Raw genomic sequence first — 14,232 nt, 5'->3', positions numbered from 1 at the left:
CCTCAGCTGGTCCACTTCCACTGCGCGGGGTGGAAGTTGGCGAGCGAGTCCTGGGAGAAGCCGCCCAGGCCGTTCTTCATCACGGAGATCTGGTAGTCGGGCTCCGGCAGCCAGATCACCGGCAGGTCCTTGGCGAGGGCCGCGCTGTACTCCTGGACCGCCTGGTTCGAACTCGACGTCGTGGACGCGGTGATGAGCTTGTCGACGGCCGGGTCGGAGTAGTTGCCGAAGTTCGAGCCGCCCTTGGTCTGGAAGAGGGAGTCACCGGTCGGGAAGGCGTTGAAGTACCAGCTGCCCGCCGTGCCGAAGAAGGACAGCTGCCACTTGCAGATCGACTGGCTCGCCGTGCACTGCGGGGTCTGCGACAGGACCGAGTTGACCGGCGCGGTCTTGATGGAGAACTTGATGCCGGTCTTCGCGAGCGAGGACTGGATCGCGCTCATCATGTTGTCGGTGACCGTCGAGCCGGACTGCGACAGCACGGTCATCTCGAACTTCGTCCCCTTGGCGACCCCTTCACCGCACTTCGCGGAGTCCGTGCACGTCATCACCCCTCCCTGCTCGGCCCAACCATGGCTCGTCAGCAGGGACTTGGCGGCCGAGGTCGAGAACGGGTACGGGTTGTCCTTCTGCGTCGACGAGAGGAAGTCGGAGCTCTGGGCCTGCGGGACCGGGCCGTAGCCGGGCACCGCGGTCCCGTTGAAGACGACCTTCGCGAGAGTCGTCTGGTCGATCGACCGCTGCACCGCCTGCCGCGCGTACAGCTGCTTGAACACCGCGCCCATCGCCGGATTGTTGAAGTTGTACGGCATGTAGGTGATCGCCCAGCCCGACCAGGGCTTCACCTCGTAGCCGCGCGCGGTGAAGCTGTCCTTCTGGTCGAGGTCGGTCGCCTCGATGTAGCCGTAGTCGACCGTGCCCGACCGCAGCGCGTTCTTCTCCGCGTCCGCCGTGGTGAAGGGGAGGAGGTTCACCGTGGGGATGCCCGGCTTCTCGCCGCCGTCGTACTTCTTGTTGGCGGTCAGGACGACCTTGCCGGCCGTGGAGAAGGACTTCACCCGGTACGGGCCGGAGATGGTCTTCCACAGGGGGTTGGTGGCGTAACCCCCGATGTTCTTGGCCGCGTTGTTGAGGTAGGTCCAGGTCGCCTTCGGGGTGCCCTTGTCCCAGACGTGCTGGGGGAGCGGGTTGATGAGGCTCAGCTCGTTGGCCAGCATCCACTGGGGGCTGTAGGCCTTGTCGAAGGTGATCGTGAAGTGGGTGTCGTCGTCGGCCTTGAAGGACGTCCAGTTGTCCGGCGCCTTGCCCGGGTTGTAGCCGGCCCACTGCGCCTTGTTCGCCTTGATGAGGTCGAACCAGAACTCGACGTCCTTCGAGGTGATCGGCTTCCCGTCGCTCCAGTGCCGGTCGCCCAGGGTGATCTTCACGCTCTTGTTGTCGGCGGCGAAGTCCGCGGCCGCGGCGATCGAACCGGCCTTGTTCCAGGCGATCTTGCCGGTCGAGCCGTCGTACGCGATGAGCGGCTCCCACAGCGTGTTCGCGATGGAGATGTTGTTGGTGTTCAGGTGCGCGGCCGTGCCGATCGGCAGGATCCAGTTCGGCGTGAAGTTCGCGGGCAGCGCGTAGTTGATTGAGTCCTTGGACGCGGACGACGTACCGCTCGACCCGGAGCAGCCGGCGAGCACCAGGGTGCCCGCACAGACGACGGCACCGGCGAGAAGTCTCGTGCGGGCAGGGGACATGGCTCACCTCGAAGAAAGGGGGAGTGGAAGCGGGGTGAGGATAGTCAACGACCCGATTGTTCGAAGAAACAGACGCGTCGCTGTAAAAAGCCTGTTTCTGCTGTTCTGAAAAAAGCGCAGAGGTGGTCTACGGGTCGTACGCTCGTCGTCCCGAACGCCGCCGACGGAAGTTACTTCGTTCATGACTGAAAAAAGTCCGCCGCGCCGGAAGAACGGCGCGGGCGTCTCCTCGCTGGCCGAGCGCGTCCTCGAACTCCTCGCCTCCGGGCAGGCCACGACGCGCACGGAGATCGCCGGGCTGCTCGGTGCCGCGCCCTCGACGATCTCGCTCACCGTGAGCCAGCTGCTGGAGCACGGACTGGTCGCCGAGGAGGGCACGGTGTCCTCGGCGGGCGGACGGCCGCGCAAGGTGCTGCGCCTCGGCGGCAGCGACGGCTTCGCGGTCGCGGCCGAACTCGGCGGCCGGCACGCCCACGTCGGTGTCGTGCTCCCCGGCGGCGGACTCACCGACGTCTCCACGGTCCCGTTCCCGACCGCCGACGGCCCCGAGGCGGCGCTGCCCGGACTGGCCGAGACCCTCGCGGAGCTCGCCGACCGGCACGGCCGCCGACTGCTGCGCGGAGTGGGCCTGTGCCTGCCCGGACCCGTCGACGTCGAACCGGGCCTGGTGACGCTGCCCGCCCGCATGCCGGGCTGGAACAGATTCCCCGTCCGCGCCTGGATGGAGGAGCGCTTCTCGGTCCCGGTGGCCATCGAGAACGACGCCAACTGCATGGCCGTCGGCGAGCACAGCGTCCGGCCCCCCGAGCAGCGTCAGTCCATCATGGTGAAGGCGGGTTCCGGCATCGGCGCGGGCGTCATCGCCGACGGCCGCCTCTACCGCGGCGGCACCGGAGCAGCCGGCGAGATCACCCACGTCAGGGTCGAGGCCGGCCACGACACGCCCTGCTCCTGCGGCAACACGGGCTGCCTGGAGACGGTCGCCTCGGGCGCGGCCCTGGTCCGCATCCTGCGCGAGCGCGGCCTGGAGGTGACGTCCACCGAGGACGTCGTACGCCTCGCCACGGACGCCGACCCCGAGGCCACCCGAGCCGTCCGCCAGGCGGGCCGCTACCTCGGCCAGGTCCTGGCGGCCAACGTCAATTTCTTCAACCCCGACGCCGTCTACCTGGGCGGCATCCTCTCCACCCTCGAACCCTTCGTGGCGGCGGTACGCAGCCAGCTGTACGAGGGCTGCCACCCCTTGGTGACCAAGCACCTGGTGATCGAACGCACCAGCCTCGGCGCCGACGCGGGCCTGGTGGGGGCAGGCCAGTTCGCGTTGCAACGAGCGCTCACAGAAGCACTGGAGAAGGTCATGGACCAAGCGAGGACCCGATGACAGACCTGACACCACAGCATCCCGTGATCGCCATCGCAGGCCTCGGCATCGAGTCCTCCACCTTCTCCCCGGCCCGCACCGAAGCCCCCGCCTTCCACCCCCTCCGCGGCGACGAGATCCTGTCCCGCTACCAGTTCCTCGCCCCCGGCACCGAGTTGCACGACTCGGCCCACTGGCGCGGAGCGCTCGTCGGCAAGGCCCTCCCCGGCGGCACGGTCACCGCGGCCGCGTACGCCGAACTCACCGCCGAACTCCTCGACAGACTCGGCCGGTTGGGCCGTATCGACGGACTCTGGTACGACATCCACGGCGCGATGACCGTGGAGGGCCTGGACGACGCGGAGGCCGAACTCCTCGCCCGTATAAGGGAAGTGATCGGACCGGACCCGCTCGTGTCCACCTCCATGGACCTGCACGGCAACGTCTCCCGCGAACTCGTCCACCAGAGCGACCTGATCACCTGCTACCGCATGGCCCCGCACGAGGACGCCATGGACACCAAGGAGCGAGCCGCCCGCAACCTCGTCGACCTCCTCACCACCGGCGCCCCCCGCCCGGTCAAGGCCTGGATCCCGGTGCCGGTGCTGCTCGCCGGGGAGCAGACCTCCACCCGCATCGAACCGGCGAAGAGCGTGTACGCCGCAGTGGACGAGGTGGAGGCCACCGAGGGCGTGACCGACGCGGCGATCTGGGTCGGCTACGCGTGGGCGGACGAACCGCGCAACCGTGCCGCGGTCGTCGTGACGGGACCTTCCCGGGAGGCCGTGACCACGGGCGCCGAACGGCTCGCGAACCGCTTCTGGGCGGCCCGCCGCGACTTCGCCTTCGTCGCCCCGACCGGCACCCTGGACGACTGCCTCGACGCGGCGCTGGCCTCCACCGCCCGCCCCTACTTCGTCAGCGACACCGGCGACAATCCGACCGCGGGCGGCGCGGGAGACGTCACCTGGGGACTCCAACAGGTCCTGGCCCGCCCGGAGTTCAAGGACGAGGACGGCCCCACCGTCATCTACGCCTCCCTGCCCGGCCCCGCGGCCGTCGACGCCGCCGTCGCGGCCGGCGTCGGAGCGACCGTCACCGTCACCGCGGGCGCCGAGGTGGACGACCGGCACGCAGGCCCGCTCACCCTCACCGGCGTCGTCCACGCGATCCGGCACGGCGACCGCGACGCCGAGACCGAGGCCGTCCTGCGGGTCGGCTCCGTGCACGTGATCCTGACCCGGCTGCGCAAGCCGTACCACCACGAACACGACTTCACCGACCTCGACCTGAGTCCCCGTCAGGCCGACGTCGTGATCGTCAAGATCGGCTATCTCGAACCCGAGCTCTTCGCGATGGCCGCCGACTGGAAGATGGCGCTCACCCCGGGCGGCGTCGACCAGGACCTCACCAGGCTCGGCCACCACCGCATCCGCCGCCCCATGTTCCCCTTCGACCCGGACATGCCGGACCCGGACCTGACGGCACGGATCGTCGCGCCGTCGGACCGGCCCCTCACGGGCCCCCGGGAGTGAGCCTGCCGCCCCCGTCGGACTGCACGGCGGAGGCGATCAACTGGTCGAGCAGGGCGATCAGCACGTCCCGGCACGAGCCGCGCTCGCGGGCGTCGCACAGCAGGACCTGGACGTGTTCCGGCAGGGCCAGCGCGTCGCGGATCTCCTCGGGCGGGTAGGGGTGTTCGCCGTAGAAGCCGTTCACGGCGACGACGAAGGGGATGTCCCGGCGTTCGAAGAAGTCGATCGCCGCGAAGCTGGTCTCCGGACGCCGGACATCGATGAGGACGACCGCGCCCAGGGCGCCCAGGGCGAGGTCGTTCCACATGAACCAGAACCGCTGCTGGCCCGGGGTGCCGAAGAGATACAGGACCAGGTCCTCGCCGATGGTGATCCGGCCGAAGTCCAGGGCCACCGTGGTGGCCTTCTTCTCCTCGATGCCCTCCAGGTCGTCGACGCCGAGGCCGGCCGAGGTCAGCCGTTCCTCGGTGCGCAGCGGCGCGATCTCGCTCACCGAGCCGACCATGGTGGTCTTCCCCACGCCGAAACCGCCGGCGATGAGGATCTTGACCGTGTCGGGCGCCGACCGGGTGATGGTGTCAGAGTCGGCCAAGGCCGTCCCTCACTTTCTGCAACAGGTTCATGTCCTGGTTCCGGGACACCGGGTGGGGCGGACGGAGCGTGATCCGGCCCGCTTCCAGCAGATCGCAGAGCATGATCACGACCACGCTCACCGGCAGGTCGAGCAGTGCGGCGAGTTCCGCGACGGCGATCGGCTCGGCACACCGGCGCAGGATGCGCTGGTGCTCCGGCTGAGGTCGGGTGGCCCAGGTCGGCGGCGGGTCCACCGCGGTAACCGTCGTGATGAGCGTGAAGTCGGCGCGGCTCGGCCGGGTCCGTCCGCCGGTCAGTGCGAACGGCCGTACGAGACGGCCTGCCGTGTCGCCTCCGCCCACCTCACGCGCCGGAATCGACGGTGGGGCCGATGCCGGCTCGTGGCGCCGCGCTCAGGTGCTCGCCGATCTTCTTCACCAGCATGTTCATCTGGTACGCCACCACACCCACGTCGGCGCCCTGGCTGGTCAGCACGACCAGATGGGCGCCGGGCCCCGCGGAGGTGAGGATCAGATAGCTGTGGGCCATCTCGATCAGCGCCTGGCGCACCGGACCGCCGCGGAAGTCCATGCTCACCCCCTTGCTGAGGCTCATCAGCCCGGACGCGGTGGCGGCCAGCCGCTCCGCGTCGTCGCGCAGGAACCCGGTGGACTTGCTCACCACCAGGCCGTCCTCGGAGAGCACCACGGCGTGGTTCACCTCGGCGACCCGGTCCACCAGTCCGGTCAGTAGTTGATCCAGCGCGGTATGAGTGGCTGGGATGGGGCGTGTCATGGCGGTGTCCTTCGTCAGCGGTCGGCGGGCGGGGGCGAGGGGACTGTGGTGCCTGTGGCGGGGACGTCCGTGCCGGGGGCGGGATGCCGGGCGCCCGGGTCGTCCGGTGCGGATGCTTCCTCCTGGTCGTACTGCTGTCGGGCCTCCTCGTCACGCGCCCGGAGCGTGCCGCGCTGGAACCCGCCCAGCGAGGAGGCGGCGCGCTCGGCGGTGAAACCGTCGTCGTAACCGTTCTGCCCGCTCCCCGGCGGGCCTTCGAGGAGTTCGGCGGCGAGGCTGGACTGGGGGACCCGGCGCGGCAGCGGGGCGAGTCCCCGCGTACGTCCCGCCGCGTGGCGGCCCGTCCGTCTGGATTCCTCCGCGCGGCCCTGTCCGCCCTCGTCGAGCGATTCCCGCAGCCGGGCCGCGAGCGCCGAGAGCGCGGGCTCGTCGGCCGGCCGCGGCGGGGCGGGCTCCCGCGGTGGCGCCTGGGCGGTGTCGCCGGGCAGGTCCGGGAGATCCCGTACGACGATGTCGTGCGGCAGCAGCACGATCGCCGAGGTTCCGCCGTACGGCGACGGGCGCAGCGTCACCGTGATGCCGTGCCGGGTCGCCAGACGGGCGATGACGAACATGCCCAGACGCAGGTCGTCGGCGAGCGCCACCACGTCGAACTGCGGCTCCACCGCCAACTGGGCGTTGAAGGCCGCGTAGTCCTCCTCCGTCATGCCGAGCCCGCGGTCCTCGATCTCCACGGCCAGCCCCCGGGCGACCATCGCGGCCCGCACCGACACCGGGGCCGGCGAGGGCGAGTAGGCGGTCGCGTTGTCGATCAGCTCGGCCAGCAGATGGATCACGTCGGCCACCGCGGGCGGCGCCAGGTACACGTCCTCGTGGGTGTTGACCTCCACGCGCTTGTACTCGGCGACCTCGCCGACCGCGCTGCGCAGGATGTCGATCAGCGCGACCGGCTCCTGCCAGCTGCGCCGCGGCTGCTCACCGCTGATGATGACCAGGTTCTCCTCGTACCGGCGCAACTGGCTGGCCGTGGAGTCCAGTTCGTACAGGCCCTTGAGGACGTCCGGGTCGGTGTGCTCGCGCTCCAGCGCGTCCAGCTTGGTGAGCTGGAGGTTGACCAGGTTCTGGCTCTGCCGGGCGATGCCCAGGATGACCTTCTGGAAACCCCGCCGGGTGTCGGCGAGTTCGACCGCGGTGTGCACGGCGGTGCGCTGCGCCTTGTTGAACGCCCTTGCCACCTGGCCGAGTTCGTCGCGGCCGTAGTCGAGGGGCGGGGTCGCGAGGTCCGCGTCCACCTTCTCGCCCCGGTCGAGGCGGGCGACCACGTCCGGCAGCCGCTCCTCGGCCAGGCTGAGCGTGGCCTCGCGCAGCCCGCGCAGCCGCCGGGACAGCGAGCGGGTGATCCGCCAGGACATCCCCACGCACAGCAGCAGCGCGATCAGGCCGCCCGCGCTCAGCGAGGCCGCGGTGATCAGCAGGCTGTGCGCCTTGTCGGCGCTGCGGTCGAGCAGGTCCGAGGTCTGGTCCTGGATCATCCGCCCGTACTCGTCGCCGACCTGTGCGAAGGCGGTCGCCCACTGCTTGCGCAGATCGGGCAGCGCGACCTTCCCGCCGCTGCCGGCCGGCCGGGCCGCGAGCACCCGGTCCTCGACGTCCTGGACGCTCTGCCACTCGGGGCTCTGCAGGATCCGCTCGGTCTGTGTCTTGGCGCTGCCCTGCAGCGAGGGCTCGATCTGGTCCTCGACCAGCCAGCGCCGGGTGGCGACCAGCTGGGAGAACGCCGTCCAGTCCTTCGCGCTCAACTGTCCCGCCGGCCACGCCAGGGTGAGCTGGGTGTCCTCCTGCGCGACCAGCTCGGCCGCGTGCTCCAGGGCGACCAGCGGGCCGGCCTGCGAGGTGAGGTCGCCGTCGTCGACCTGGGACAGCTCCTCGAAGGCGTGGATCTGGTCGTCGATGATCGAGCTGTACTGGCCCAGTGCCTGCGCCGCGCTGATGTTGGTCGGGTCGTCCACCTGACCGCGGTAGTACTCCAGGCTGCCGACCGAGCCGAGCACCGAGTACAGCCGGTCCGAGATCCGCGAGGGCGCCTTGTCGATCGCGTCGGACTGCCCGACCAGCTTGGCGACCGCCTTGTCCGTCTCCTTGCGCTGCGCGTCCAGCGCGGCCCTGGAGCCGCGCTGGTCGTGGGCCAGCCAGGCCGCCGACAGACTGCGCTCCCGCTGCAGCGCGAGCGTGGCGTCCGTGCCCATCGCACCGGTCGACCGGCTCAGCTCGGTCTGCGAGCGCAGCCGCAGCCCCTCGGCGAAGATCTGCGTCGTCGTCACACCCCACATGGCGGCGAGGGTGACGCTGGGAACCAGCGCCAGCAGGATCAGTGAGAGACGGATGGAGCCGAGACGGCGCCGGGCACGTGTCCGTGGAGACATCGTCGTCCTAGGAGGCGATCAGCTGAGTGGAGAGGGGGAACGGGGGTGGCCGTGAGCGGGGAGAGAAGGGGTGCACAGGATGCTATCCGTACAAGTGACCGCACGTGCCACGGGTCATCGAATCTTTCGCGACAGTGATGGACGAACTGTCGCCCGCCGCGCGCTCAGCGGGTACCGCCCGCCGCGAACTTCGCGACCGCGGCCACGTTGGTCTTCGTCACGAAGGCCGGCCCGGTGAGCACGGGGGACACCCCGCCGCCGCTGATGTTTCCGTTCGTCCGGTACAGCCACAATCCGTCCACCGCCAGATAGCCCTGAAGGTACGGCTGTTGATCGACCGCGAACTGCACCGCGCCGCTCTGCACCGCCTTGACCAGGTCCTTGTTGAGGTCGAAGGTCGCGACCTTGGCGCTGCTGCCGGACGCCTTCACCGACTTGACGGCGATCAGCGCGAACTGCGCGCCGTTGGTGACCACTTCGTCGATCGTCGGATCCTGCCGCAGCCGGGCCGTGATCGCGGCGGTGGTCGCGTCCGCGTCGGTGCCCTCCACGTACAGGTTCTCGGTCTGCCCGCCGAAGGTCTTCTTCACGCCCGCGCAGCGCGCCTCCAGGGCGACGTTGCCGCGCTCGTGGATCACGCACACGGCGTGCTTGGCCTTGAGTTCGTCCAGTTTGTCGCCGACCGCCTGCCCGGCGACGCTCTCGTCCTGGCCGAAGTACTCCAGCAGCCCCTCGGGCTGCCAGGACTCGATCCCGGAGTTGAGCCCGACCACGGGTATGCCGGCCGCCTTCGCCTGCGCGATCGGCCCCTGCATGGCCTGCGGTTTCGCGAGGGTCACCGCGATCCCGTCGACCTTGTCGCGTACGGCGTCCCGCACGAGCTCCGCCTGACCGGCCCCGTCCGAGTCGCTGGCGTACGTCAGCGCCACGCCGTCCTTGGCGGCGGCCGCCTCGGCGCCCTTGCGCACCAGGTCCCAGAAGGCGTCGCCCTTCGCGCCGTGCGTGACCATCGTGATCCGGTACCGGGCCCCGCTCGCCTTGCCGACGGAGTCCGTGGTGGTGTCCGAGTTCCCGCCGGACGCGGAACAGGCCGCCACGAGCAGCACACCGGCCACGGCCAGGGCCGCGGTGCGAACCGGTCTGCGGGGGGCGGCAGGTGGGGGAGGAGTGTTCATGAGGGTGCGGCACCTCGCTGTGCGGCCGAGCTGGCGGAACGACGCGGTCGAGCCCTCCGGACGCCGTCCGACGCACCGTACGCCGTCCGGGTGACTCTCGCTGGCCGGAGCCAATCGCGTGTGACCGCCGGTAGTCAAGTGAGGTAGCCACTTTAAGTGAGTTACTGCTCCCGCATCGTGATGATTCCGATCAGCAGGACGTGCCGGAAGTCGACAAGAAGACTTACGGCTCCCCGGCTCCCTGGCTTCCCCGCTCCCCGGCTTCACGGTTTGCGCGCCACGGCCCCGTACATCGCGATGTCCTCGTCGCGGACGGCTTCCGTCCCGCTGCCGTCCGGATGCCACTTGTGGACCTGCACGATGCCCGGCTCGACGAGATCGAGGCCCGTGAAGAACTCCTCGGCCTCCGCGAAGGTGCGCAGCCGCATCGGCATGTCGCGGGCCGCGTACTCGCGGGCGACCCGGCCGACCTCCTCGGGCGCGAAGTCCGCCGTGCCGATGGACATCGCCAGGTGGCTGCCCGACGGGAGCGGTTCGAGCAGCCGGCGGACGATGCCGACGGCGTCGTGCTCGTCGAGCAGGAAGTGGACGATCGCGATGACGGTCAGCGCGACCGGCTCGCCGAGGTCGAGGGTGTCGCGGAAGGCGGGGGAGTCCAGGATGGCCGCCGGATCACGCATGTCGGCCTCGGCGTACGCCGTCCTGCCCTCCGGGGTGCTGTTCAGCAGCCCCTCGGAGAGCGTGAGGACGAGCGGGTCGTTGTCGACGTACACGACCCGCGACGCGGGCGCCGCCGCCTGCGCTATCTCGTGGATGTTCGGCGAGGTCGGGATCCCGGAGCCGATGTCGAGGAACTGCCGCATCCCCGCCTCCTCCGCCAGCCACCGCACGGCGCGGTGCATCCAGTCGCGGTTGGCCCGCATGTGCACGGGCAGCGCGGGCCACTCCCGGCACATCGCGTCGCCCGCCTCCCGATCGGCGGGGTAGTGGTCCTTGCCGCCGAGGATGTAGTCGTAGATCCGCGCGGCGTGCGCCGTACCGGTGTCGATGTCTCTCTCCATGCATCTCCCATCCCATCCTCAACTCCCTTCTAATCGGAGAGAGTTGGATGACGTCGATGGCAGGCCGCATGAACCTGCCGGACGCGACCGTCGCGGAGACGCCGAGCAGGCGCCCATCCTCGCGTCTCCAGGCCCGAGGCGAGCTCGCCCCGCTCTCCTCGTCCGTGCCCGCTTCCCGGTCCGTGCCTTCCTGCCCGCAGCGCTCCCCCTCGCGGAGCGGTTCCTCCTCTCCCGCCCCCTCTAGACTGGTGCGGCCCGCAGGACGGCGTGCGCCGAGTGCGCGAGAGGGCATTCCGGACAAGGAGGGCGACAACCGTGGCGGCAGCCGGCAGTGGCTTCGAGGATCCCTCCGCCGACGTGCTCGACCGCGCGGCCGCGGCCTTCGGGCTGCTCGCCTCCCCCGCCCGGCTGCACATCGTCTGGGCGCTGGCCCAGGGCGAGAGCGACGTCACCGGCCTCGCCGAACGGGTCGGCGGCGCGCTGCCCGCCGTCAGCCAGCACCTGACCAAGCTGAAACTGGCCGGCCTGGTCCGCGCCCGCCGCGAGGGCCGCCGGCAGGTGTACTTCGTCGACCCCGACGACCAGGCGGCCGTCGTGGACGTCGTACGGCTCATGGTGGGCCGGCTCTCCGACCATGCCGACGCCATCCCCTCGCCCCGCCTCCGTGGCCTCTGAGCCCGGCTCCGGCACCCACCTTCAGGTGCTGCGCCGGCTCGACACGGGCCTGCGCGGGCTGACCGACGCCGAGGCCGCGGCCCGGCTCGCTGAGGCCGGCGAGAACGTCATCCCCGAACTGCGTACGCCCTCCTGGGCCCGGCGCAGCGTGCGCGGACTGCGCGACCCCTTCACCGCCGTGCTGTTCTGCCTCGGCCTGGTCTCGGCCGCCGTCGCGTCCTGGGGCACCGCCGCGGTGATCCTCGCGCTGGTCGCGGTCAGTTGTGTGCTGCGGGCGAGCGGGGAGCACCGGGCCGACCGTTCCATGGCGGCACTGCGCTCCCTCGTCGCCGGCACGGCCACGGTGCTGCGGCGCGGGGAGAGGGGACAGACGCCCCGCGAGATCCCCGTCGCCGAACTGGTGCCGGGCGACGTGATCAGGCTCGGGCCGGGCGACCTGGTCCCCGCGGACGTACGGCTGCTGCGCGCCCGCGGCCTCACCGTCCACCAGGCCGCGCTGACCGGGGAGACGGCGCCGGTCCCCAAGACCGCCACGGACACCCCCGACCTGCCCGCCCCCCGCGCCGAGGGCCCCTTCACCGAGCCCCACCTCTGCTTCCAGGGCAGCGGCGTCGCGACCGGCAGCGCCACCGCGGTCGTACTGGAAACAGGTGCGCGGACGCGACTGGCGGCGGCGTACGGACATCCGCAGGCGACGGCGGGGCGCTCGCGCCACCGGCTCCGGAGACCGGCCGCGGGCATCGCGTCGCCACGCACCGCCGGTTCCAGCGCCTTCGACGATTCCGTGCACGGGATCTCCTGGGTGCTGATCCGGTTCATGCTGCTGACGCCGCCGCTCGTGCTGATGGCCGGTGCCGCGTTGCGCGGGCGGGGGCTGGAGACCCTGCCGTTCGCCGTCGCGGTGGCCGTCGGGCTGACGCCCGAGATGCTGCCGGTGATCGTCACCAGCTGTCTGGCCCGCGGCGCCGCCCGGCTCGCCCGCGAGCACGACGTGATCGTCAAACGGCTGCCCGCCCTCCACGACCTCGGCGCGGTCGACGTCCTGTGCGTGGACAAGACCGGCACCCTCACCGAGGACCGTCCGGTGGTCGTACGTTCCCTCGACGCCGCCGGCCACGACGACCCGGACGTGCTGCGCTGGGCCGCCGTCGGCGCCTGGTGGACTCTCCAGCTCGCCGAACTGCCCGCCCCGGACGCCCTCGACGAGGCACTGCTGGAGGCGGCGGGAGCGGTCGGGGAGGAGTACGACGGCGTGGGCGCGGCGCCCTTCGACCCGGTACGGCGCCTCGCCACCGCGGTGGTCCGGGGCCCCGGCCTCGGCACGCACACCGTGATCGTCAAGGGTGCCGTGGAGGACGTACTGGAACAGTGCCGGCCGGAGCCGGCGGAACGGGCTCGCCTGCTCGCGCTGGCCGCGCGCGAGGCCGAGACCGGTGTACGGCTCCTCGCCCTCGCCACCGCCGAACGCCCTGCCCGCCCCCGCGACCACGCGCCCGCCGATGAATCCGGCCTCACCTTCCGCGGCCTGATCGCCTTCCACGACGCCCCCGCCCCCACGGCCACCGAGGCCCTGCGCACCCTCGCCGCACTCGGCATCACGGTGAAGATCCTCACGGGCGACCACCCGACGACGGCGGCCCGCGCCTGCCGCGACCTGGGGGTGGAGCCGGGGGAGGTACGGACCGCGGCGGACCTCTTCGCGGGAGCGGAGCAGGACGGACCGGGAGCGGCGACGGGCGGGCACGCGGAGGTCCGTGGGGGGCGGCACGTGCAGGCCTGTGAAGGTGTGCACGCGGAGGTCCGTGGGGGGCGGCACGTGCAGGCCTGTGAAGGTGTGCACGCGGAGGTCCGTGAAGGCTGCGGCGTGGAGCCCCCTGCGGGTGGCCACGCGAGAGGCGGAGGGGGCCGGGGCGCGGAGGCCAACGCGAACAGCCGTGCGGAGGCCGGCCGGGGCCTTGGCGCCGCGCCCCTGGGCGGGACCGTCGTCGTGGCCCGCTGTACGCCCGAGGACAAGGCCCGTGTCGTCGCCCGGTTGCGGGGTGCCGGGCACACCGTCGGGTTTCTCGGGGACGGCGTCAACGACGTGCCCGCGCTGCGGGCCGCCGACGTCGGGATCGCGCCGCGCGGGGCCGTGGACGCCGCCCGGGAGAGTGCCGACGTCGTGCTCGCCGCCAAGGACCTCACCGCGATCGGGCATGCCGTCACCGCCGGCCGTCACAGCAGCGGCAACATCGCCTCGTATCTGCGCGTGACCCTGTCGTCCAACCTCGGCAACGTCCTCGCCATGCTCCTGGCGGGCCTGCTGCTGCCCTTCCTGCCGATGCTCCCGGCCCAGGTCCTCGTGCAGAACCTCTGCTTCGACGCGGCCCAGCTCGCCTTCGCCTACGACCACCCCGGCCCGGCGGCACTGCGCCGCCCCGCGGGACTGCGCCCCCGGGCGTTCCTCAGGTTCATCACCGGGTTCGGTGTGCTCAACGCCGTCGCAGACCTCGCCACCTTCGGCGTCCTCGCGCTCTCCCCGCGCGGCCCGGACGCCGTGGACGACCAGTCTGTCTTCCACTCCGCCTGGTTCACCGAGAACCTGCTCACCCAGGCCCTGGTGATGCTGCTCCTGCGCACCGGCCGCAGCCTCGCCGAGGGCCGTGCGCCGGGCCCGCTCGGCTGGGCGGCCGCCGCCCTCGCCACCGTCGGCCTGCTGCTGCCGCCGACCCCGCTGGGCGCGGCCCTGGGCATGACGACCCTGCCCGCCGCGTACCACCTCCTGCTCACCGTCGTCCTCGGCCTGTACGCCCTCGCCCTGCTCGCGGCCAGGGCGTGGTACGAGCGACGACGGCGGTAACGGGCGTACGGCACAACGGCGTTCGGCCGGCCCGCCGGATCCGCGGCCCGCGCG

11 protein-coding genes are annotated in these 14,232 nt (G+C 71.5%); 4 read left to right on the top strand and 7 right to left on the bottom strand.

Translation table 11 applies throughout. The features are described from left to right. Positions 1–2 precede the first annotated feature (2 nt). Positions 3–1,742: a peptide ABC transporter substrate-binding protein gene (locus tag MQP27_RS10955; protein ID WP_242764385.1), complete on the bottom strand. Its 1,740-nt coding sequence runs from the start codon at positions 1,740–1,742 to the stop codon at positions 3–5. A 181-nt stretch (positions 1,743–1,923) separates the two neighbouring features. On the opposite strand from MQP27_RS10955, the gene MQP27_RS10950 reads away from it, so the two are divergent. Together MQP27_RS10950 and MQP27_RS10945 are read left to right on the top strand one after the other, a co-directional pair. Beyond that, positions 1,924–3,123, top strand: a complete 1,200-nt coding sequence (locus tag MQP27_RS10950; RefSeq protein WP_242764383.1) for an ROK family transcriptional regulator — start codon at positions 1,924–1,926, stop codon at positions 3,121–3,123. After that, complete coding sequence (locus MQP27_RS10945) at positions 3,120–4,637, top strand: M81 family metallopeptidase (RefSeq protein WP_242764381.1); 1,518 nt, start codon at positions 3,120–3,122, stop codon at positions 4,635–4,637. The genes MQP27_RS10950 and MQP27_RS10945 overlap by 4 nt, the downstream gene beginning before the upstream one ends. On the opposite strand, the gene MQP27_RS10940 is transcribed toward MQP27_RS10945, so the two are convergent. From MQP27_RS10940 to MQP27_RS10915, 6 genes are all read right to left on the bottom strand, one after another. Continuing rightward, entirely contained in the window at positions 4,618–5,229 is a 612-nt protein-coding gene (locus tag MQP27_RS10940) for a GTP-binding protein (RefSeq protein ID WP_242764379.1), read from the bottom strand. The genes MQP27_RS10945 and MQP27_RS10940 overlap by 20 nt on opposite strands. Continuing rightward, a complete protein-coding gene (locus MQP27_RS10935) occupies positions 5,216–5,572 on the bottom strand; it encodes a DUF742 domain-containing protein (protein ID WP_242764377.1) in 357 nt (118 codons plus the stop codon). Before MQP27_RS10935 ends, MQP27_RS10940 begins: the two co-directional genes overlap by 14 nt. A 1-nt stretch (position 5,573) precedes the next feature. Continuing rightward, the gene (locus MQP27_RS10930; RefSeq protein ID WP_133041600.1) at positions 5,574–6,005 is read right to left on the bottom strand and encodes a roadblock/LC7 domain-containing protein; all 432 of its coding nucleotides are present in this window, start codon (positions 6,003–6,005) and stop codon (positions 5,574–5,576) included. Between the two features lie 14 nt (positions 6,006–6,019). After that, positions 6,020–8,428 (bottom strand): sensor histidine kinase, encoded by a 2,409-nt coding sequence (locus MQP27_RS10925; protein ID WP_242764375.1) that lies wholly within the window; start codon positions 8,426–8,428, stop codon positions 6,020–6,022. 164 nt (positions 8,429–8,592) lie between these two features. Then, entirely contained in the window at positions 8,593–9,603 is a 1,011-nt protein-coding gene (locus tag MQP27_RS10920) for a substrate-binding domain-containing protein (RefSeq protein ID WP_242764373.1), read from the bottom strand. Between the two features lie 263 nt (positions 9,604–9,866). After that, positions 9,867–10,664 (bottom strand): SAM-dependent methyltransferase, encoded by a 798-nt coding sequence (locus MQP27_RS10915; protein WP_242764371.1) that lies wholly within the window; start codon positions 10,662–10,664, stop codon positions 9,867–9,869. 315 nt (positions 10,665–10,979) lie between these two features. Between MQP27_RS10915 and MQP27_RS10910 the strand changes: the two genes are divergently transcribed. Then, entirely contained in the window at positions 10,980–11,339 is a 360-nt protein-coding gene (locus MQP27_RS10910) for an ArsR/SmtB family transcription factor (protein ID WP_242764369.1), read from the top strand. After that, positions 11,299–14,178, top strand: coding sequence for an HAD-IC family P-type ATPase (locus MQP27_RS10905; RefSeq protein WP_242764367.1), 2,880 nt, complete (start codon positions 11,299–11,301; stop codon positions 14,176–14,178). The genes MQP27_RS10910 and MQP27_RS10905 overlap by 41 nt, the downstream gene beginning before the upstream one ends. Positions 14,179–14,232: the final 54 nt, after the last annotated feature.

Source organism: Streptomyces cylindrosporus, assembly GCF_022698165.1.
Lineage (GTDB): Bacteria > Actinomycetota > Actinomycetes > Streptomycetales > Streptomycetaceae > Streptomyces > Streptomyces cylindrosporus.
The sequence above is the reverse complement of the archived record's forward strand: the minus strand, read 5'-3'. Positions and strand labels throughout refer to the sequence as shown.